Raw genomic sequence first — 20,306 nt, 5'->3', positions numbered from 1 at the left:
TGACTTTTCTTGAGAAAGAAGATTACATATGCTATGGGTGATACAATAAAGAAATGTTTTTTTTGAATTTTACCAAAACTTTAACTCTACAAAACATTTAAATAATGAAAGTCTTCTAAACTAGTATTTGTAACCATTTACTGAGGCACAAATATAAAGGAGTGAAGAGAGTGAAGAAATTCATCATACCTGCACTTGCAGCATCATTTGTACTTTCATCCGTAGGTTCTGTTTTGGCTGCACCTCATGACCAACAGAAAATCAAATCGGTAGATTTCATAGGAATGGATGCACCGAAAACGGATCAAGAGAAGAATAATCTGATGTATTCGAAAGCATCGGTAGAAGTTACATATGTGGATGGGAGCAAAAAAACACTTCCGCTAAGCTATGAAACATTGTTCAGACCTGGTGATGTGATTAATGGCAAAACAGCCGGTATCACAATGAATGCAAATGGTGAGATAATGACTAAAGCAGACGGTACTCCCTATGTGTCGACTGCACCGGATATGAATAGTTTAATGAAAGTGCCTGGGTTGCAGGAAAACACCTATTATATGATCAGTCACTATGAATCGATGCCGAAGAATGAAAATGGGCTTGAAAACCCAGGAACAATGAGCTTAAGTACGGTAAAAATGGATCCGGCTACTGGTAAACTTACGGTTGTGGATATCAAACCTATCGACTTTTCAGCCGTACACGGTATTTGGAAGCCATGTGCTGGATTGTTAACTCCTTGGAATACACATCTTGGTTCCGAAGAGACAGATCCGGATGCTAGAGCTCATGAAGCGAATCCTTCTAAATCTCCTGTTACAAATTTTATGAAAAACTATTATAATGATCCGACTATGATCGGAAATCCTTATTATTATGGCCATGTACCTGAAGTTATGGTGAGCGCGAATGGAGATACAAGTGTTGTCAAACATTACAGCATGGGTCGGATGGCATTTGAGCGTGTTAAGGTCATGCCTGATAACCGAACAGTGATTTATGGTGTTGACAGCAACCCGGGTGGATTCTTTATGTATGTAGCCGACAAAGCTCAAGATTTATCAGCAGGAACATTATATGCCGCAAAGTGGATTCAGACTAGTACAGACAATGAAGTTTCGGCAAATCTTGAATGGATCAAGCTTGGACATGCAAGCGATGCAGAAATTCAGCAATTGGCGGAAACCAAGAAATTCAGTGACATTTTCGACGTGACGGATGACGCTGTTAAAGGGAAAGCTGAGGGATACACGCCAGTAAAAACACCAGCTAACGGTAAAAAAGTGGAATGGCTGAAAGTGAAGTCAGGAATGGAAAAAGCCGCTGCTTTCTTAGAAACACATCGGTATGCAGCTTACGTTGGTTCAACGGTAGAATTTAATAAAATGGAAGGTCTTGATTTCAACGAAAAAGATAATAAGGCATACTTAGCCATTTCCTATCAGGAAAACACGATGCTAGCTGAACCTACCGCACCTGCCGATGACATTCAATTGCCAAAAATTAGTGCGGGTGGAGTTTATGAGCTTTCCTTCCAACCAAACCGTAAAACCCAAGATGGCGAAAAGATTGATAGCCATTATGTTCCTGTAAGCATGGCTGGTCTTGTGATGGGTGAGGATCTGGCTACCCCGGATGCAGACGGTAATAAAGCGAACGTAGATAAAATTGCTAACCCAGACAACCTTGTCTATTCGCCAAAAATGAGAACCTTATTTATTGCTGAAGACTCTGATAATCATGAAAATTGTTATACATGGGCTTACAATGTGGATACTAAGAAGCTTTCTCGCATCCTTTCAGTTCCAGGTGGTGGGGAGTCTACTGGATTACAAATGATCGATAATCTAGATGGATTTACTTATCTCATGAACAGTTCACAAAACCCTGGATATGTAGGGTACTTTGCTGGGCTTCCATCTTTAGATGGGGATATTAAAGCAAAAAAAGATAAATAAGTGTGTATTTTCTGGAGCAGTCTTGTGAGCAAGACTGCTTTTTTAAATTTTTTTTATAATTGTACGTAGGAATAAAAAGGGGAAATCTCAGCGCTTATAAATCTATTCCAAGAATTTAAGATATTTTGGGATTAATTAAAGTAGAAATATTCCACTAACGGTGATCGTTTTCTCAATAAACATACCTTAAAAGGCTGCCGGGATAATCGGCAGCCTTTGTTCAACTAATGGAGAACATTTCTTCAATAAAATGTTATATTAAAGTCAAAGAATTGATAAAAAAAGAATTAACATAACGGGGAATTGAGGTGGGTTTGATGGAAATTCATTACCGCCAAATATTAGATATCACTCATGATGGAATCAACTATCTCGATAGTAATGAGCAAACACAAAAAATAAGTTTTATTGAGTGTAGGAAGAATTGGGTAGCTTTATGTAATGAGACAGACGGGATAAACCGCACTTTCGAAGATTCATTTTGCGTTGGTTGGCGTGATTGGTTCAGTCAACCTCAATATTTTGAGTTCTTTTCAGAACCAAAAGTTAAGGTAATATTCCCGTATAGTAAAAACTTGTTTTCAATTTTTAGGAATGATAGAAAGAAAATTAGGAATGAATTCATTAAATTACAATGGAAAATTATTGATTGTGGGCATACCACATATGATTTAGGCTAAATCTGTTATTCAGCTAACGGAGAACTATAGTTCAATCACGAACATGACGGCAGCCACACGATGATTGGCTGCTTTTACGTTGAACTAGAGGGGAGAAGAGTCTTATACTAAAAGCAGGAAAGATTAACTACTGATAGAACTATTTAACATGTAATTTTATTTGGAATATATACCAACAGCATTAGAATCTCTTGTTGAGAACAACCGACTATTGAATAAAGTAGACGAATTATCCCAGTATTTATATGATATCGGAGAAAAAACGGACTTATGGGATTTCTTATTCGAAAAAGCATCAGGAACATGGTTTCCTTTATTTGATTTGTATAAGGGTATTTCTGATATAAAAGATAAGATTATTGAGGTGCAGAATGAGATGTCCGCTAAGTTGCTTATTATGTGGATTAATGATTATTCAAGTCACGAGAGAAGTAACAACTGCATTTGGCGAGTGGTCTTAATTACAACTGAGGATTATGAATTCCCTAATTCATTACTAATTGGAAAGCCTAAAGGTAGTACACCTAAATCGTCCAATCTATTGAACTAACGAGGAACGATAGTGCAAAATAAGGGAGCAGATTGCCAGACCGGCAGCTGTTCCCTTTTAATTTGAAGTAACTGGCAGTATAGCTGAACAACACGAATGACAAACTAGGTAAGACAATATTTAGGAAGATCTTGGAAAAGAAGGTCATTTTCTTAGACTTCGAAACATCAGGAAGGGAAAAGTATGGGGTATATAGTTGGTGGTCTTTTACTGTTGGTAGTATTGGTGATTATTTTTATGTTTGTTATGTTCATGAATTTTGGTATTACTCCGAATGATGTTAAAGAACTGTATAAATTGCTTAGAGGAAGGTTATCCAAATTTACAACAGTCATAGTCGTAACCGTGATATTAATACTCCTATTTTCATTGTGGATAGCGGTTGACACATTTACAGGTAAAATGCAAATTCAATTCTAATATAATAATGTTAATTCAAACAGGGGGTAATTAAGATTGAGAATAAGAAACTGAACCAATTTACGTTGGTTGATGTTATTGAAAGGAAAATACGGTTCACAAAAACAAATACTATTTTTGATAAAACAGATTTTAATGACAATGATGAAGGTGAACTACAGGCTTATAATGAAATGTTGGCGGATATTAAAGAAATGAAGGAAATTGAATTTGTAAACAAATACCTAAATATAATCAATAAAATCTCAGTACAATTTGAAGGAAATCAAATTACAGATGGAAACGAAATAGAGAAAATGTCTGGATACAATAATGCTGTTGTCTCTATCTTGAAATGTATAAATCCAATATATGAGTATGAAATAAAGGATTAATTTTTACTTTTCTTGTTAACCCTTCTAACAGAACCGAGGGAGTGGAATAACTAGGGAGCAGATCGCCGCCTCTGGAAACTGTTCCCTTTTTTCTTAGAAGTAACGGGCAGTAGAGCGTGGTAGGAGTTTTTGCTCCATCGACCAAACTATTAGAGAAATTTTACACAGACTACCCTTAAATTACCAAGCATGGTTCGAAATATTAGGTGTATGTAAACGACAAATTGGGAGGATTAGAAAACAGGATATAACCGCTCAATTTAATCACAATTCAGTTTATAGGATTATAGACAAGCTTTAATAATAACCTAATTAGTAGGAGTTGAAACTATTGGCAAAATTCATTTCTTTTGAAGAACAATTTGAAACTTTGAGTTCATTAGGCTTTACCCTTTGTAATGGATTATCCGAAGAAGATTTGATGAATAAATTCGAGATGGAAAGATATGAAGAAAGACCATATAGAACATTATTAGTAGCAATGGGAAGCAACAAATATACAAATGGCACTTTTACTTCATATTCAAATAATATATGGTATTTTGATACTAAGTGTATTTTGAATCACGGGGACTATATTAAGATTTCAAATAGACTATGTAGTTTAACAAAAGACTTGTTAAGACTTGAAGAAGTTGAAGATTATGTGGATATTGAGGAAGAAAAAGCTTGGCTTAGATTTAAACATAATGGTGTCGAATATCATTGGGACTTTCAAGTTGATAGGGCATGGGTGGATGTAAATGTATTTGTTAAATTTTACGAACTGCTAAAAACTGTTGACACGACAATTAGTTTTACATATTTAGATTTAGGAGGACAAGATTTATTGATTGGCTGTTGTTCTGAAGAAAATTTTTTGAAAATAATCGAAACTACAGGCTTGGAGTTTAAATGGTTAGTGACAGATTAATAAAAGTAATAAAGGCATCATCATACGATGGTGCTTTTTGTATTCCCAACATATTCGCCACAGCTTCATACAGGCTTGGTTGTAGACTAGGAAAATAAGTATTAGATTGGTCGGGGCATTAAGCTAACGAGGAACTATAGTTGTAAAAAGGCTGCCGCGTGCAGCCTTTTGTGCTATTGGGCAGTTTAGTTACAAATAAAGGAAACCCGTGTTGAGTGGAGAATAAACTGTTAGTTACTAAATTGAGATTTCTCCAAGGAAGTGAAATACGTTGTATGTAACTGGTGATCTTCATGGGTATATAGATATTGGTAAATTGAATTCCAAGCGATTTCCCATAAATAGAGATTTAAGTAAAGATGACTTCGTAATAATTGCTGGAGATTTTGGACTTGTATGGGACAATAAAAATGATGAATTATATTGGAGGAAATGGTTAGCTCAAAAAAACTTTAGTACTTTATTTATTGACGGAAATCATGAGAATTTCCAGTTGCTTAATTCTTACCCTGAAGAGAATTGGAATGGTGGAAACGTACATCGAATAAGCGAAAGCATTATACATTTAATGCGAGGACAGATCTTTACTATTAAGGGATACAAGATATTTACTTTTGGTGGAGCTCAATCTCACACTTCGTAATCACGCATATGTGTCCTACATCGACCTTGCAGATACTAAATGAATCTAATAATACTGGTATTCATGAGGATCAGTTAAGTGATTACCTTGAGCAAATAAAAGAACGCTTATCTTATAAAAAGTGGTATTTTGGTCACTTTCATAGAGATATGGAATTACCAAATAAACAAAAACTTATCTACAAGTCAATTGAAGAGCTTCCCACTAAGCAATCTTAGTTAATGACTATACAAATTTACTCGTAAATCCGTTAAAGGCCCCAATAATTCCGCTAACGAGAAATGATAATTGAGTAACCAGGGAGCAGATCGCCGCTACCGGCAGCTGTTCTCTTTTTCATTGAATTAACTGTGAGGATAACGTGGAGAAGAAATGGAACACTTAATTATTGTAATCTCTAGTTGCCGAGATACACTGTGGGGGATTTAGCCATAAAAAAATCAAAGGTGAAAAATGAACAAGAAAAAATCGATAATTTATTTTATTCTAGCATCATTTTTATTCGGCGGAGCCATCTTTCTATTCCAGAGTATCTGTTGGACTTTATTCTTTTTAATATTTATAGGTTTTATCTTAACGATCAAGATATCAGATGAAAGAAGAAGTTTCGGGAAACAAATGTTTAGTGCGTGTTTAGGTCTTTTCTTTTTCGGCTGGCTCGCAGTTTTGGTCATTTTGCTTATTAAAATATTCATAAGCCAATTATATTACTCGTTAATCTAACGGAGAACGATTGTTCCGACCTAAGAGTGGAGGTAAATATGCTGGATTTAAATAAGTCTTTAGAGGAAATCGATGGGGAAAATTGGGGAGATCCTGACGAGGGAGCCACTGGTTTGATAAGAAAGTGTCTTACACTAAGAAGAAAAGCTCTAAAGGATTTTACAAATGATGATCTTACCCGGATGATATTACAAAAATTTGCTCTAAATTACCTTGTCCCCATAGCCATTAAAAGATTAGTTGAAAACCCGTTGAACTCCGGAAATTATTATACGGGAGACCTGTTATGTTCGCTATTAAAGGTTAATCAGGATTTTTGGAAGGAAAACTTAGAACTTAAAGAAGAGTTCGATTTGATTGTACTTCATTTTCTCCAAGCATATGAGACAATAGCGCCCCTTATAAAGATTTATCAGGATAAAAACAACTGAAGTAAATACTGCTGGATGTTGGTTTTAGTATTAAACTATCGGAAAACGTTCGTTGACTTCAAAAGATTCGAGGATAATAATAACGGGGGAAATCTATTGAGCGATAATAAGGAGTTTTTTATTACTAGGCAGGCAATCGAAAGTCTGACTCATAAATTGAGTCTACCTGAGTTAGGAGAGTATTCGCAAGATTGGGAATATGAAAGTGCAGATTCATCGAGAGTGAACGAATTTGTCTCATTTTACGAAAGTGCTGAACTAAACCCAAGTGAAAAATTCGCATTAATGAGCTTGATCATATCTTCATTTGATGACGCAGTGACAGAAGGGAAGATCGAAGATGGAATTTGGGAAAAGATAAAGGGGCATTTAATTAGTGATATTGATTTAAATAGGAAAACTATCTTGTATTGGTCATTAGTTGATGAAGAGATTGATAACTGTTTTTCCTGTACACCATTTATGAGAGAGATTATCTTCAATTGATAAAATTTTATCCCAAACTGTTTGATTAAACTAACGTTGAACGTTAGTTTAATCAAACAAGGGAGCAGCTCGCCGAGGACGGCAGCAGCTCCCTTGGAAGAGAAGGAACAATGACTTTTTAATAATACGGTTCCATCATTAGGAACACGACAACCCCGGTTAAGCTGACATATAGCCAGATCGGCATCGTCCAACGGGCAATTCTACGATGTTTATGCAATTGGTTAGTCCATCCCCATACGAGAGTGAACAAAGCGAGTGGCACGATGATGGCCGCCAGAATGCTGTGAGAGATCAGAATGAAGAAATAAATCGGCCGAATAATGCCTTCACCACCGAACGTTGCCGTCTCCGAAGACATGTAATGGAACGTTAAGTAGGAGACAAGGAACAACAGTGTAGAAGAGAAGGCGGCGAGAATGAACCCTTTGTGAAGCTTTACGTTCTTCCGTAGGATTGCGATCAACGCGGCTAGCAGGAAGATAAAGGTGAAGCTGTTCAACACCCCATTGATTCTTGGAAAAATGGTGAGGTAGAAATCGATCTCTCCCTTGTAGCCAATCGGTGAGAAGAACAAGAGTAAAATAACGATATTTGCGACCAATGAGATGGTGACGATGGCAGCCGTATAATTCTTGTTGCTAGCTTGTCTCGGTGCATGGTAGTTTTCGCTCATTTTAACCGAAGATCTCCTTTCCTATCACATGGTAATGGCTTCATTATAAGGGGGTTTTGTCGAACAGCACTCAGGCTTTGATGTCAAAATAGCGAATTCTTAATGACGATTTATAGACTTAAAAAGGTATTATTGTATGATGGCGATTAACGGTCTACTTGAAGTACATCTGCTTATGACTGGGAGGTTTGAAATGAAGGTCAAACGAATCGTCGCCAATATCAATACGAAGGATATCACGGCAGCTAAAAGCTTCTACCAGGATGTGCTCGGCCTTGATTTAATGATTGATCAGGGGTGGATTAGAACTTATGGTTTAAACGAGGAGATGAGCATTCAAATTAGTTTTGCCTCACAAGGTGGCTCAAGAACGCTTACGCCTGATCTTTCTATTGAAGTCGATGATGTCGATGCTGCATTAGAGGGCATGAAGAGCGCAGGATTTCCGATTGAATATGGGCCTGTTGATGAGCCTTGGGGCGTTCGAAGATTCTATGTTCGCGACCCGTTTGGTAAGCTTATCAACATTCTTGCTCATGAACAATGATACACTAGCTCAATAAGAAGGAGTGTGGAAAGTATGTTTCATGTAAAAGATATTTTATCCGATCAGTTATTAGCAAATGCTAATGACCCTAGTTGGTACCCACCATTTTCAGACGCAGTTAAAGATTTGTCAGAGGAAGTAGCGTTTTGGAAACCTACTGAAGATAGTCATAGTATCGCTGAAATTGTGCAGCATTTACTTTATTGGAATGAAACTTGGCAAACTAGGTATCAAAAATCTCATGTCAATGCTGTGCCTTCCCTAGAAAATAATAATAAAAGTTTCATGGTTCCCAATGATCAACACTTCACTGGCTTAAAAGAACGATTGTTAGAGGTACTTTTAAAATGGCAAGATCTACTTACTGAAGAAAAAGTCGAAAGTGATGTGAATGGTTTCCCAATGGCTGCCAAGTGGTGGGAGGTACTCGGAAATGTGTCAACTCATAATGCATATCACATTGGTCAAATCTGTTATATTCGGATGCTGCACAAGAGCTGGAAAGCAGATGCAAGCTAAGTGAAATTACCTAGAATAATTAGTTCACATTTTACTATACTGTGACTTATCACTGTTATCATGAACTGTGACAAGATGTTAATCGTTTGGAAGGAATTAGTAATTTTTGATAGAATAAACTATGAAGATGATCAGGTAATAAATTTGTACACATAAGGAGATAAAACTATGACAAAAAACAAATTACTAAGAATGGACAATGTTGGCATCGTTGTAGAATCCCTTGATGACTCGATCTCTTTCTTCGAGGAGATTGGCTTGAAGCTCGAAGGGCGAGCTACTGTCGAAGGTGAATGGGCTGGTCGCGTAACCGGGCTGGGTTCACAGTGTGTAGAGATTGCTATGATGGTTACCCCAGATGGCCATAGCCGACTTGAACTTTCGCGATTTCTCACCCCACCTACTATATCAGATCACCGAACTGCTCCTGTAAATGCCCTCGGTTATCTACGCGTCATGTTCACCGTTGAAGACATTGACGAAGTGGTATCCAGACTCACTAAGTATGGTGCTGAGCTCGTTGGCGAAGTGGTTCAGTACGAGGACTCGTATCGGCTCTGCTACATTCGTGGAAAAGATGGACTTCTAATCGGTTTGGCGGAACAACTGGCTAAAAAATAAGTGACGTTTAAAAGAAGACTCTGGGCGACCCTCGGTCCCGGAAACAAGGAACGAGGAAGTAATTGCCGGGACATACATCCGCACCGACTAACCGCATCGCGATCGGCAGCAAGCTGCCTTAACTCGGTGGGACTTCGTGATGCATGAACTTTAACGGAAATCACTGCAAAACCAAATTAAAGGGACTCAACTAACGGTGAACGATAGCATAATAAAACACCAGTGAAGGCAGCCGAGATCAAGAGGCTGCCTTTTGAAACCATCAGGTTTCAACCACATCCAGAGCATTACTTACAATCATTAAATCCTTTGATCCCCGAGAATTGCTATTCTCGGTTGCATGCATCAGCACTCTCTGCTCAGCAACAGAAAGCACCCACACGCAAACCATGGTTTCAAAAAGGGGTGAGATTAAGACCTTGGTACGAAAACGGGAGGGAAAATACATTATTGATGATGATGGCGAAATAGTCGGCGTCGTCAAGCAGGATCGTTTTGTTAAGTCCATGACGGAGGTGTGGCGTTTCGTGAAACGTTCGAACCTATTCAAGCCTGCTGAAGAGCGGGTTCTTTATCATCTCTCTCACTTCCTGCAAATGAATACCAATGCTCTTGTCACAACCCATGGCGAATACATGACCGTTGAGCGTATGGCTGATGAGACTGGGATTGATCGCTCCAACATTCGTAAGGTCGTCAAAGAGCTGATGCGGAAGAACGCGCTCGGTAGATGGTGCAGTGCTGAGCGTGAGATCTACTACATCAATCCGTTTCTTTTCCAGAACGGTGATGTTCCTGCTCATCTCTTTTGGCTCTTCGATAATGAGTATCACGAGAGAGTTAAACAGGAGCATTTGGAGAGGTTTAAAGCCGGTAAGAAACGGAACTCTTTAATTGCTACATGATGATATATATAAAGAGTAAAGAACCAGCCGATTTGAAAAACTGCCTTGCGACCAGTAGTGGTACGGGATTTCAGCGTTTTCGTTTGCGGTAATTTTACCTCATTTTCTGTAAATGGATGGTAAAAAAGAAAGGGCGATGAAATCATGAACAGTAATCCTCCAAATGGTCAATCGGCAATAAATAAACCATGTGATCATAAGTATCGAGAGTTATTTAAGAGGGGCGCAAACGGGACTTATTTCGAAGCGGTATTCTATTGTCAGAAGTGTTTGAAGATCGAGAAGGTGAAGTTCTGATTTATTCATGAAACAAGTTAACCCATTAATAAGTCCGCAGCCTGGCTGAAGTGCAGAGCCTTTGTGTTAACCCGGGATAACTATCTATGCCAGCCATGTGGCGTAGCGAGTCAGGGGAAGAAGAATTTGCTCCCTTAGAGGAGATTGGAGTATCGGATATATCTCAATTAACAAAATTAGAACAAGGGATATATTTGGCATTAGGAGATACAAGTTATAGTGCATTAGAAGAGCTAGCGGATCGAGATAATACTAACCCCCAAGAGATCGTGTTGGCCTTTGTAGAAGAATTGATTGCTAGTGGAAGTGCTTCTGATGACAGGATTGCTTATGCTGCTCTCCGTTGGTTCTATGCCAATTGTATTGAAGGGAAGTTTGCAAGGTAATATAACTCGTCTTTCAAGTAAATAAGAGGAGAGATCATCCCCCCATTTTTACGCTTTCGCACCCACTAAGTAAGATAATTTCTCTTCATCATTTAATGTACGAATCACACTTGCGATTCTTAAAATCGTTGTGCCATCTGCCAGTTTAACAGACTCATGGTTATATTGAGTTACTGTTGAAACAGGTCTAAGTCTTTGACTTCCTTGATAAGCAACAACATTCTCTTTGGTTTTGATAGCTGCTTCAAAGTCTTGATCTGTAGTTAATGCTTGCCCAGCCAAAAAAGTCATTATTGCTCCTCCTTCATTATCAATCATGGAGTGTAACTATAACGCATCTAATAGAGTAAATCAAATAATATTTAAGATTTGTCGCCGCTGGCTTCCAGAGCAGACAAAAGAACTAATTGGGCTCTACAACACGACGAATTACACGTTCAGTGAGATCGGAGAGATCCTTGGTAAAACGGAATCATCAGTAAATAAAAAAATCCAGCACTTGCGTGAGGAGAAAAAGATCAAATGATTCGGAGGCCGTAGAGAATGGTCTAAGGTCTCCCAAATAGGCTGCATGTCGTAACAAAATGAATACTGAAATGCATGGAAGGGCTTAAAGTGGCAATAGAAGCACATAAATGCAATCAACCAGGATGCAAAAGTTTTTGTCTTATTCGAGAATGCGGATTTTGATTTCAATGACATGACAACAGATGAAAAGTACGGATGCTACGCATTCGACAGGCCGCATTGCAGCGAGTGCGGCAAGGAATTTCTGGTGATTCCTTATCACATCGTTATCGACGTTAAGGATAAAGTTATACAGAATTTGAACGACGACAGCGTGAGCTGAAGATGTACGCTGGCTGAATATTAAGTTAATAAATAACAAAATAGGGTGTGTTGAATTGACAAAGAACTACATCAAGATAAGGAATCTCAAGGTAGCTCTTGAATTATTGATGTAGGTTGTAAGTTTTAATTTAACCGCCCAGGTTCTTTATTCACTTCAAAGTTAGTTGTGTCACTGTAGCTTTCACCCATTGCCTGATAGTTGGACGGGATTTCCTCGTCAGTATGTTCAACTTGATCAGTGGCAGTTTCCTCAGAAGCAGCATTTGATGTCATTGCCCAGCTTAAAGGGCGACCAAGTTTTTCATGTAATTCCTTTTGATCCATCGAAATCCCTCCTGTTAAATAACATAAACGTATTAATACACCGATTGACCATTAATAAATATTATTAGCTTTGACCCCGGACCTTTTTAACGGATCTTAGTGATGGAACAAATGAAGCATATGCTTTTTAATCCTTTCATGATTTGGCCTCCAGCTGTTACTTAGTCTTCTGGTGTACGGTCCAAATACAGACGAGTCACTGAAGTGGCGTCTCCTTTCTCAATTTCCTCTTCAGTTGCCTTCTCTTCAAGTGGATCGTGTGTGTTCATACCTGGGGCGATTGTTGGCTCATCGTTTTTAGCAGTATCTTTCAAAAATTATCACTCCTTAAGATTTATAGCCTTATATTGGAACAATTTCACATGAAATATTCACCGATGAGCAGTTGTTTTAGTTCGTCTGAAAGGTAATGGAAAATGTCAGAATCGAAATAAATGTAACGGAGAATAGCTAGCTCCAGTAAAGGAGTGACGAACAGTGCAATTGAGTTTTGGCGAGGATATATTCCCGGACTTGGATGGTGGAGAAACAAAAAAAGCTCTCATGAGAGTATTTGAACACTACCACATCTGCAAGTACATGGAATTCGTCGAGCGAGAGGCTACATTAACAGCGAGCTATGAAGATCGGCCAAGCGGTCCAACAAACAAAACAAGTGACCAGACTGCCAACATCGCAATATATAACGTCGATGAAAAAGCGCGGCGAAAAGCTTTCTGTGATCGTGTTGAACGTGCAGTGAGGCATCTGGCTCCTAAGGAACGATTACTTATCGAAGAACGTTATTTGAAGCCGTATGATAAGAATGGTGAACCAATTAAGGACTACCAGGTATACAACTTCATTTTCAACCCAGCTATCGGGAAGGACCAATATACAAAGATTCGAAAGACGGCATTATACAAGACAAAGCTGGAGAGGGAGCGTAATCCCATATCCAGCTTTTTTTGTTTTGACTCTGTTAAACTTTGTTGTTGATTTCATTGAACTACCCTGAAAATCTCACATGGTAGAGTAATTAAAATGGCAATACGAAACTAGGCGCAGCTATGACGTTTTTTCAAAAGGCTGCGTCTCATGTTTTAATGTGAGCGAAACATTATGAGGCGTTGGGCGCTGAAATTGTTACGGTAAAACCAAGATTCTCTAGCTTACGAATGGATTGTTTGACAATGACATCTTGCTGTCGTTTCTCAAAATAATCAGCACCTAAATCTCGGTAATCTTCGCTGCGAGTTAAGAGGTGGTAGGCGATCTTCATGATGGCGTGTGCAACAGCAACAGCTGCTTTACGACCACCTTTACGTGCTGCGATTCGCCTGTATAGGGCTCCGAGATAATTATCAGATCTGCATACGGATTGTGAAGCTTCTAAAAGTGCCGATCGGAGATACTTGTTTCCTTTGCGAGTTTTCGAAGGTTTTCGTTTACCAGCACTTTCGTTGTGTCCTGGTACTAGTCCGATCCATGAGCAAAGATGGGCAGCACTTGGAAACCGTGAACCGACGTTTGTTCCAATTTCGGCTAATATTTGTTCAGCGGTACGCCTGGCAATCCCGGGAATCGTATCTAGTCGCTCAATGTCTTCTTGAAAAGGGTCTAGCCGCCCAGCTACCTCCGAATCCAACTCCGTGATTTGTTCGTTGAGGAATTCCACATGGGTAAGCATGGTTTTTAACATAAGACGTTGATGTGCACTCATCTTACCCCGAAGTGCAAGCTCAAGTTCTTCCTTTTTTTTCTTCATGACTCCGCGTGCGAAGTTAGCGAGCTTTTCCGGATCTTCCTCGCCATTAATCATCGCATGTATCATGTCACGACTGGAAAGACCCATAATATCTGAGGCGACAGAAGCAAGTTTAATGTTAGCTCCTTCTAGAACTTTCTGTACCCGGTTATGTTCACGAGCTCGTTCTTGAATTAAACTGCGCCTGTAACGAACAAACTCGCGCAACTCACGCTGGTTCCGATCTGGAATATAACTTGCAGTAAGTAATCCGTGACGTAAAAGATCTGCAATCCATTCAGCATCTTTCACATCCGTCTTTCTGCCGGGAACAGCCTTCATGTGCTGGGCATTTACGACAAGGTATTGAATGTCCTCGGCTTCAAGCAAGTTGACGATAGGTTTCCAAAAGACGCCTGTACTTTCCATGGCTACATGCGAACAGCGGTGTTCCTTCATCCAGTCGATGAGTTGAAGTAGATAGACAGTGTGGGTGTGAAATGTCTTAATCTCCTTTCCTTCAGGTGTAACAATACAAGCGGTGATGGTCCTTTTGTGAACATCTAAACCGCATGCACGTTCAACGAGTACTTGCATATTAAATCACCTTTCTACGGCAAAAAAATTGAGGCTGGTGCAACAAACCAATAAGGGGTTAATCTACCCTGCGTGCTTCCCAAAAGGGAGCGACAGTCCGTGGTACACCAGGGTTGTTGTAGTCAGACTAACGGTAGGGCTCAAGGCACCATAGTTCAACAACCTTCCTCGCCAGCCGTACTAATCATTATAGGCAGCTCAACAAATTTTCATTATTCCGTGGTGCCCCGTGAGGGGCATGGATGGCTAACGGGCAGATTTGATCAACAACTGGAGGAAATGTTTAATGACAAACATATGTTTAGTTTGTGGCTACGACAATTTGTATGAGCCATCCTACGATGAACATGGAGTTGCAGTTTCATTTCGGCTATGACGATGACAATAAGACGAGACAGTTTATGTTGAGTGGAAAAAAAGATGGATGAATGACGGTTGTCGGTGGTTCTCAGAAGGGGAGAAAAAAACCCTCAGACTGGGACCCAAATATTCAATTGAAAAGGTTTATTAGCTCCTGAAGCTCATTCCGCAAACGAGGAACGATAGCTAAATAGACGACTAACTGTCGGTGGATCAGTGGCCTTTTATGCAGTTTTCGTAAAAGATTAATCGTTGAAGGTGTTAAGTACGCTGTTCCAGAATAAAGAAATCATACAGATGAGGAGGGCTATATGTACGATTATATAGGCATACATTCAAAAAATTATACTAAGAAAATTAAGTCAAAGGTTTTAGAAGAATACACTTAACTTCTCAGTTAGGATTCACAACAGTAAGCCATTTAAGATTTAGCAAAGAAGTCAGTGGGGAGTTTATAAAATTAAAAGGTATTCCTGCTGATTCAAATGGTAACTATGCCATAAACACACTTGAGGGTGTAGAAGAAATAAATTTGATTGAAATTGATGTGCCAAGAAACATTAATGACACCTTAGAACTAGTAATATCGGGCATCGCTTCATGGATAATTGATGAGGACCATGGATTAGAAAATTAGATAATTAAACATTTGAAGGGCAGATTTCCGTCCTTCTTGATTGCTTTAAAATTGTAGGTTGTGGTTCGCGCTTAAATTAATGTCCAATGACACAAAAGTGCCTACATAAACCTATGCGTAGAAGCTTGAGAAATCAAGCTTTTATTTTTTTATGTAGGGAAATTTGTGTCAGAGAAAAATGCACAAATTTCCCTACATTGTAGTCTTGTGACACAAAACTACCTACATTGTAGGATTTCAGATTTTGACGTGATCCACGGACAGTTCTGAAACATGATCAAAGACACTGCGGCACATGAATATTATTATTGGAATTATTCTGTTTATTAAGGAAAGTACTAATGTGCAGCGATTAAACTCCCTCAAAGAATAAGGATTTCCTCACGAATGCTCGCTCATTCGCAGGATTTCACATGGATGTTAAAATAGGAGTTTAGAGGATTTATTAGTATGGGCGTTGTGGTTCCGTTTGAGGGCATGCGGAAATAGAAGGTGTCAATCTATTGACAACATCTTCCATGCAAAAGCAATGCTGCACGTCTCTCTCCACAAGGTCCTTGGGATCCACTCTCCCAAATCTCAACGGGTCTATGCCCTTACATCCCTTCGTCCTATCTATCCAAGGTGTGGAGTCCGATCAACGTTAACGGAACGTGCTTTCTTTGTGAAATCCTGAGAATGAACCAATCTACGTTTCTGGGTTGTGATTTAGTTTTCTAAGCTGCTAACGGAAGCTGAGACTTCTGTGGAAAATTCTTTCCCTTCTTTCGCGATAGCTACAAGCATACGAACAGTTTCCCAATCAACTTCATCATTGACTGCATTTTCATCATTCGTTTCACTTCAATATTGTGTGCATGTAGGGCTTGGAATGCACGATTGTGAGATAAGAGATGAAACACAGAGAAGTACAAATGCTTACGTAGTAATGAGTTGCCTCGTTTGGTGAGCTTAATTTGCCCTTTATACTTGCCAGAACTGCGTTCTGCTAAGTTCAATCCAGCCTTTCGCAATAACTGATTTCCATAAGACAGATTACGTAAGTCCCCTCCAAATGCTAATATGGCCCCCGCTGCAGGGACAGAAACACCGACAGATCGAACGAGATCTGAACAGGGAATTTCGGGCAGTACATTTTCGATCATCACATCCGCTTCATCAATGATTTGGCGGACCCTTTGAAATTCTTCGATTAGGTGTCTCAGTTCCCATTTGTCTTCTTCTAGGGCGGTAGCGTCTCCAACGGTATGTCTAGCGAGTGCTTAAAGCTGGGCCGCTTTGTTCCTGCCTCGCACACCACCAGGTCTAAACATGTACTCTCCCCAGGTGTACACTATTTGCTCAAGAGTTAACTGCAATACGTCAGATGGGGCTGGAAAACGACGCAAAGTGGCTAATGAACGAGGGGTAAAAATATCCTCGAATGTTTGTCTGTATTCTGTATTCTGGAAACCGGATATCAAGCCAGCGGTGAATCCTATTCTTAATCCGTCCTGATTTAACAACCCAGTGCTCTCTGTTTGTTACCATAACCCGTATGCGACGGAATGCTTCATCCTTTGGAGAGAAGGGCGTGTAGAACCCACGGCTCACCGCATCGGCGATGACAAGAGCATCTTTTGGTCGTTCTTGGAAGGTGAGTTATCTCTGTTTTCTTTATTGCGTTTTGTTGTCATTGGATTGACAAGAGCCACATCAATGTCTTGCCCCACGAGCCAGTTGGCAATATTGAACCAGTAGTGACCAGTGCTTTCCATTCCTACAACGACGTCATTCATGCCTTGCATCTTCTGTAATTTACGAATGCTGTGTTCTAAATGCTCATATCCGGCAAGGTCATTCGAAAATAGAATAGGGCGCTTGGTGAGGACAATACTTCGAAAATTAATGGCTTGTGCTGCGTGTTTCTCCTTGGCAATGTCGATGCCTATGACCAGAGTGGTAGTGCAGATTCGTTCTACACGTTGATTTTGAGACTTAATTGGATTAGACTTCATGATAACGCCTCCTAAGGTGAGTTCTGAGGGCTGCAACCCAGTACATACTCATCGTAGCGAGCGTTCTTTTTTCTGCAAATTCAATGTACTAACACCTACAGGAATGTTAACGGGCAGGTTAGTTATAACCATAAAGTACCATTTGCTCCATTCTGAAGCATAGTACAATAGGTGTTGTGGTACTCAATCAAGGAGTGGTAATGCTAAGAATGGATGAAATATCAACTTTATTAAAATCAGAATTTGGAATAGTTTCGAGTTCAATCTTTCCTGTTCCCGGAGGTTTTTCCGCAAAAGCGGCTTATCGCGTCATAGGCGAGGACGATACCGAATACTTCCTAAAGGTGTATGACAAATTCTTGCCGACAACGCGCCCGCTTGTCGAACGTATCGACATATATATGCCGGTACTGGACTGGTTGTCGGCATCATCGTCCCTATGCGGACGCGTACTAGCGCCGGTTCCGGCACGGGACGGGGAATATAAAGCAAAGACGGACAGTGATGTGTATGTGCTCTTTATATATGTCCACGGAGAGACGCCGGGTGTAAAGGGCATGACACGAGATCAGACGATAGAACTGGCCGAGATACTGGCTCTTTTACATGATGCCTGCGGAGATTTTCCTCCTGAGATACACGAGCTTGCCGAGGACATCTCTCTACTTTTCTGTGAAAAACTTACACGATATTTAAGTAAGTCAAACACAGAAAATGATGCACTTTTTGAACTTGTTTCCCCGTACAATGGGTTGCTCCACACGGCGATGCGCGATGCCTTTCGCCTACGGGACACGGTTCGGCTCGGATATTCTCCGCTTGTACTATGTCATGGGGACGCGCACGGTAACAACGTGATACAGGGCGAGCGCCTAGTACTTGCAGATTGGGAAGATCTGCGCCTAGCACCCGTGGAAGCTGACCTTTTCATCTATGCATGGCATCCTCATGGCAGCGTTCTACTGGAAGCGTACGCTGCAGCCAGGCGTAGTTATCGTATCAACCATGAACTTCTTTATTTTTACGTATTACGCCGACGGATCGAGGATGTCTGGTTCAATATACAACGCATGACTGAGGAAACCTCGGACGAAGCCGAGACGGCAAAGTTGCTTGACTATACAAGGCGGGGGATTGAGGAGATACAAGTGCTATATCATGATAAACGACGATAAACTATAAGTTTACTAAGGAAAGCTTTGAGCTAACGCAGAACGTTAGTCTAATAGATGGAAGGGCAGTTCTTGCAACTGCCTTTTTTTGTTTTATACAGAACAAAAAATCATGTCAATAATTTTAATGAATAGGTAAAATTAGTGTATTGGATTTCCAAATTATAACATCTAATATGTATTTTATAACGATGATGGTAGTTCCCATTAGTTGCTATATGCAAATTATTTTAATTTGAATGGAGGATACAAGTTGAAGCTTAGTAAAAAACGAGTACTTTTCCTAACTATAATTTCTACATTATTGAGTATTCTGGGGGTAACAGGTTTTATTATCTCTTACAAAGTAACATATTGGGCTAAGCATTTAGGACAATATAAGTTAGGGGATTTAGAAATATTCAGGAAGTATTCATCAACAATAAATATTCTCGCTGTGTGTTCCATTATTCTATTTTTACTTACAACTCTTATTTTAATGAGAGTCATTCAAAAAAAATCAAGAAAAGCAATTGCAGCTCTATCCTTAACTTTTTCAATAATAATTGGCTCCTATTTATTTCTTTGCCTCTTTATTTATCAAAATCTAGACGGAATTATTAAAATTAATCATCTTGTTTACCAGCCTAAAAAGATTGATCAATCTACTGCTGAAAAGATTAGGTTGCTTTATAGTGATGCTGAAGAGATTAAAATCAACACATCTGACAATATAAACTTGTACGGATGGCTTATAAAAAATTCGAGTGTTAAAGAAGCCCCGCTACTTATATACTTTGGCGGTTCTGGGGAAGAAGTATCTGATATGTTATCGATTGCTGAGGGTTTAGATGGATGGTCTGTAGCACTGATTAATTATAGATCGTATGGACTGAGTGAAGGAGAGCCAAGTAAGATTAGTTTATACAATGACGCTAATTCTATTTATGATTACTTTTCAAAAAGAAGCGATATTGATAATAAGAAAATAGTCTCGATGGGATATAGCCTAGGAACGGGAATCGCTGTGAACTTATCAAGTGAACGCTCAACAGTAGGCACAATCCTAGTTTCTCCGTATGATAATTATTCTAAGTTAAAGGGCAATACAATATCAAACGCTTTACAGCTACATAATATGTTTCCGCTTTCTTATTTTATTGGAGAATCTTATAATTCAATAAAAAAGGCTTCTTCAATTAAAACTCCGTTACTATGCTTAGCAGGGGACTTGGATAAAAATATACCTATAGAATATTCTAAAAACCTTGTAGCTAAATGGGGAGGAGAGAAGACAATGAAGACAATTCATCGTGGTGATCACTCTTTCTTATTCACGAGCGGGGATGCATGGAATGAAATAAAGAACTTCCTTAAGGTAGTATAACTTAATGTGCTTGACAGTGATTAGTTAGAGTTAGTCTTTTTCAGACCAATCATTGAGCTAACGAAGAACTATAGCATAGTAAACCACCAGTGAAGGCAGCCTAGATCATGAGGCTGCCTTTTCCCCGCTAACAGGCAGAAACA

Annotated in this window: 22 protein-coding genes and 1 pseudogene; 16 read left to right on the top strand and 7 right to left on the bottom strand. The window is 39.4% G+C overall.

The window, feature by feature from the left end; translation table 11 throughout:
* The first annotated feature begins 170 nt into the window (after nucleotides 1-170).
* From J2Z65_RS31180 to J2Z65_RS31150, 7 genes are all read left to right on the top strand, one after another.
* The gene (locus tag J2Z65_RS31180; RefSeq protein ID WP_338111666.1) at nucleotides 171-1,961 is read left to right on the top strand and encodes a PhoX family protein; all 1,791 of its coding nucleotides are present in this window, start codon (nucleotides 171-173) and stop codon (nucleotides 1,959-1,961) included.
* A gap of 317 nt (nucleotides 1,962-2,278) precedes the next feature.
* Nucleotides 2,279-2,641 carry a hypothetical protein gene (locus J2Z65_RS31175; RefSeq protein ID WP_167057073.1) on the top strand — a complete coding sequence of 121 codons (363 nt, stop codon included), beginning with the start codon at nucleotides 2,279-2,281 and terminating at the stop codon, nucleotides 2,639-2,641.
* Nucleotides 2,642-3,676: 1,035 nt separating this feature from the next.
* Nucleotides 3,677-3,985, top strand: a complete 309-nt coding sequence (locus J2Z65_RS31170) for a hypothetical protein (protein WP_244999181.1) — start codon at nucleotides 3,677-3,679, stop codon at nucleotides 3,983-3,985.
* A gap of 331 nt (nucleotides 3,986-4,316) precedes the next feature.
* Entirely contained in the window at nucleotides 4,317-4,898 is a 582-nt protein-coding gene (locus J2Z65_RS31165) for a hypothetical protein (RefSeq protein ID WP_167057071.1), read from the top strand.
* A gap of 271 nt (nucleotides 4,899-5,169) precedes the next feature.
* The gene (locus J2Z65_RS35530; RefSeq protein ID WP_240159664.1) at nucleotides 5,170-5,541 is read left to right on the top strand and encodes a metallophosphoesterase; all 372 of its coding nucleotides are present in this window, start codon (nucleotides 5,170-5,172) and stop codon (nucleotides 5,539-5,541) included.
* Nucleotides 5,542-6,302: 761 nt separating this feature from the next.
* A complete protein-coding gene (locus J2Z65_RS31155; protein WP_167057068.1) occupies nucleotides 6,303-6,695 on the top strand; it encodes a contact-dependent growth inhibition system immunity protein in 393 nt (130 codons plus the stop codon).
* A gap of 96 nt (nucleotides 6,696-6,791) precedes the next feature.
* A complete protein-coding gene (locus tag J2Z65_RS31150; protein ID WP_167057065.1) occupies nucleotides 6,792-7,181 on the top strand; it encodes a hypothetical protein in 390 nt (129 codons plus the stop codon).
* Between the two features lie 118 nt (nucleotides 7,182-7,299).
* Here the strand turns inward: J2Z65_RS31150 and J2Z65_RS31145 are convergent, their stop codons facing one another.
* Nucleotides 7,300-7,857, bottom strand: a complete 558-nt coding sequence (locus J2Z65_RS31145) for a DUF420 domain-containing protein (RefSeq protein WP_167057062.1) — start codon at nucleotides 7,855-7,857, stop codon at nucleotides 7,300-7,302.
* 193 nt (nucleotides 7,858-8,050) lie between these two features.
* Between J2Z65_RS31145 and J2Z65_RS31140 the strand changes: the two genes are divergently transcribed.
* The 5 genes from J2Z65_RS31140 to J2Z65_RS31120 all read left to right on the top strand — a co-directional run bounded on the left by J2Z65_RS31140 (nucleotide 8,051) and on the right by J2Z65_RS31120 (nucleotide 11,132).
* Nucleotides 8,051-8,404, top strand: coding sequence for a VOC family protein (locus tag J2Z65_RS31140; protein WP_167057059.1), 354 nt, complete (start codon nucleotides 8,051-8,053; stop codon nucleotides 8,402-8,404).
* Between the two features lie 33 nt (nucleotides 8,405-8,437).
* Complete coding sequence (locus tag J2Z65_RS31135; protein WP_209856220.1) at nucleotides 8,438-8,923, top strand: DinB family protein; 486 nt, start codon at nucleotides 8,438-8,440, stop codon at nucleotides 8,921-8,923.
* Nucleotides 8,924-9,091: 168 nt separating this feature from the next.
* Nucleotides 9,092-9,544, top strand: a complete 453-nt coding sequence (locus tag J2Z65_RS31130; RefSeq protein WP_209856217.1) for a VOC family protein — start codon at nucleotides 9,092-9,094, stop codon at nucleotides 9,542-9,544.
* 419 nt (nucleotides 9,545-9,963) lie between these two features.
* A complete protein-coding gene (locus J2Z65_RS31125) occupies nucleotides 9,964-10,449 on the top strand; it encodes a replication/maintenance protein RepL (RefSeq protein ID WP_167057053.1) in 486 nt (161 codons plus the stop codon).
* A 383-nt stretch (nucleotides 10,450-10,832) separates the two neighbouring features.
* A complete protein-coding gene (locus J2Z65_RS31120; RefSeq protein ID WP_167057049.1) occupies nucleotides 10,833-11,132 on the top strand; it encodes a hypothetical protein in 300 nt (99 codons plus the stop codon).
* A 48-nt stretch (nucleotides 11,133-11,180) separates the two neighbouring features.
* Here J2Z65_RS31120 and J2Z65_RS31115 read toward each other — a convergent pair whose 3' ends face one another.
* Entirely contained in the window at nucleotides 11,181-11,423 is a 243-nt protein-coding gene (locus J2Z65_RS31115) for a hypothetical protein (protein ID WP_167057046.1), read from the bottom strand.
* A 409-nt stretch (nucleotides 11,424-11,832) separates the two neighbouring features.
* On the opposite strand from J2Z65_RS31115, the gene J2Z65_RS35525 reads away from it, so the two are divergent.
* The gene (locus J2Z65_RS35525) at nucleotides 11,833-11,982 is read left to right on the top strand and encodes a hypothetical protein (protein WP_193580889.1); all 150 of its coding nucleotides are present in this window, start codon (nucleotides 11,833-11,835) and stop codon (nucleotides 11,980-11,982) included.
* 125 nt (nucleotides 11,983-12,107) lie between these two features.
* Here the strand turns inward: J2Z65_RS35525 and J2Z65_RS31105 are convergent, their stop codons facing one another.
* Both J2Z65_RS31105 and J2Z65_RS31100 read right to left on the bottom strand, forming a co-directional pair.
* Entirely contained in the window at nucleotides 12,108-12,308 is a 201-nt protein-coding gene (locus J2Z65_RS31105) for a hypothetical protein (RefSeq protein ID WP_167057043.1), read from the bottom strand.
* Nucleotides 12,309-12,469: 161 nt separating this feature from the next.
* Nucleotides 12,470-12,622: a hypothetical protein gene (locus J2Z65_RS31100; RefSeq protein WP_167056962.1), complete on the bottom strand. Its 153-nt coding sequence runs from the start codon at nucleotides 12,620-12,622 to the stop codon at nucleotides 12,470-12,472.
* A gap of 163 nt (nucleotides 12,623-12,785) precedes the next feature.
* Between J2Z65_RS31100 and J2Z65_RS31095 the strand changes: the two genes are divergently transcribed.
* Nucleotides 12,786-13,286, top strand: coding sequence for an ArpU family phage packaging/lysis transcriptional regulator (locus J2Z65_RS31095; protein WP_338111665.1), 501 nt, complete (start codon nucleotides 12,786-12,788; stop codon nucleotides 13,284-13,286).
* A gap of 121 nt (nucleotides 13,287-13,407) precedes the next feature.
* On the opposite strand, the gene J2Z65_RS31090 is transcribed toward J2Z65_RS31095, so the two are convergent.
* From J2Z65_RS31090 to J2Z65_RS35515, 3 genes and pseudogenes are all read right to left on the bottom strand, one after another.
* Complete coding sequence (locus tag J2Z65_RS31090; RefSeq protein WP_209856214.1) at nucleotides 13,408-14,631, bottom strand: IS110 family RNA-guided transposase; 1,224 nt, start codon at nucleotides 14,629-14,631, stop codon at nucleotides 13,408-13,410.
* 1,773 nt (nucleotides 14,632-16,404) lie between these two features.
* Nucleotides 16,405-16,773: an IS110 family transposase gene (locus tag J2Z65_RS35520; protein WP_240159663.1), complete on the bottom strand. Its 369-nt coding sequence runs from the start codon at nucleotides 16,771-16,773 to the stop codon at nucleotides 16,405-16,407.
* 217 nt (nucleotides 16,774-16,990) lie between these two features.
* Nucleotides 16,991-17,625 (bottom strand): annotated as a pseudogene (locus J2Z65_RS35515) (IS110 family transposase).
* Between the two features lie 209 nt (nucleotides 17,626-17,834).
* On the opposite strand from J2Z65_RS35515, the gene J2Z65_RS31080 reads away from it, so the two are divergent.
* On the top strand, nucleotides 17,835-18,800 hold the full coding sequence (locus J2Z65_RS31080; RefSeq protein ID WP_167057040.1) for an aminoglycoside phosphotransferase family protein: 966 nt from the start codon (nucleotides 17,835-17,837) through the stop codon (nucleotides 18,798-18,800).
* A 250-nt stretch (nucleotides 18,801-19,050) separates the two neighbouring features.
* A complete protein-coding gene (locus J2Z65_RS31075; RefSeq protein ID WP_167057037.1) occupies nucleotides 19,051-20,163 on the top strand; it encodes an alpha/beta hydrolase in 1,113 nt (370 codons plus the stop codon).
* The last annotated feature ends 143 nt before the right edge of the window (nucleotides 20,164-20,306 follow it).

Source organism: Paenibacillus aceris (genome assembly GCF_017874035.1).
GTDB classification, from domain to species: Bacteria; Bacillota; Bacilli; order Paenibacillales; family NBRC-103111; genus Paenibacillus_E; species Paenibacillus_E aceris.
Note: the sequence above shows the minus strand (reverse complement) of the source record. Positions and strands in the feature narration are given on the sequence as shown.

Coding starts and splice junctions, on each gene's coding strand:
- J2Z65_RS31175 (WP_167057073.1), top strand. CDS start 2,279: ATGGAAATTCATTACCGCCAAATATTAGATATCACTCATGATGGAATC.
- J2Z65_RS31155 (WP_167057068.1), top strand. CDS start 6,303: ATGCTGGATTTAAATAAGTCTTTAGAGGAAATCGATGGGGAAAATTGG.
- J2Z65_RS31145 (WP_167057062.1), bottom strand. CDS start 7,857: ATGAGCGAAAACTACCATGCACCGAGACAAGCTAGCAACAAGAATTAT.
- J2Z65_RS31140 (WP_167057059.1), top strand. CDS start 8,051: ATGAAGGTCAAACGAATCGTCGCCAATATCAATACGAAGGATATCACG.
- J2Z65_RS31135 (WP_209856220.1), top strand. CDS start 8,438: ATGTTTCATGTAAAAGATATTTTATCCGATCAGTTATTAGCAAATGCT.
- J2Z65_RS31130 (WP_209856217.1), top strand. CDS start 9,092: ATGACAAAAAACAAATTACTAAGAATGGACAATGTTGGCATCGTTGTA.
- J2Z65_RS31120 (WP_167057049.1), top strand. CDS start 10,833: ATGCCAGCCATGTGGCGTAGCGAGTCAGGGGAAGAAGAATTTGCTCCC.
- J2Z65_RS31115 (WP_167057046.1), bottom strand. CDS start 11,423: ATGACTTTTTTGGCTGGGCAAGCATTAACTACAGATCAAGACTTTGAA.
- J2Z65_RS35525 (WP_193580889.1), top strand. CDS start 11,833: ATGACAACAGATGAAAAGTACGGATGCTACGCATTCGACAGGCCGCAT.
- J2Z65_RS31105 (WP_167057043.1), bottom strand. CDS start 12,308: ATGGATCAAAAGGAATTACATGAAAAACTTGGTCGCCCTTTAAGCTGG.
- J2Z65_RS31090 (WP_209856214.1), bottom strand. CDS start 14,631: ATGCAAGTACTCGTTGAACGTGCATGCGGTTTAGATGTTCACAAAAGG.
- J2Z65_RS35520 (WP_240159663.1), bottom strand. CDS start 16,773: ATGATCGAAAATGTACTGCCCGAAATTCCCTGTTCAGATCTCGTTCGA.
- J2Z65_RS31080 (WP_167057040.1), top strand. CDS start 17,835: ATGGATGAAATATCAACTTTATTAAAATCAGAATTTGGAATAGTTTCG.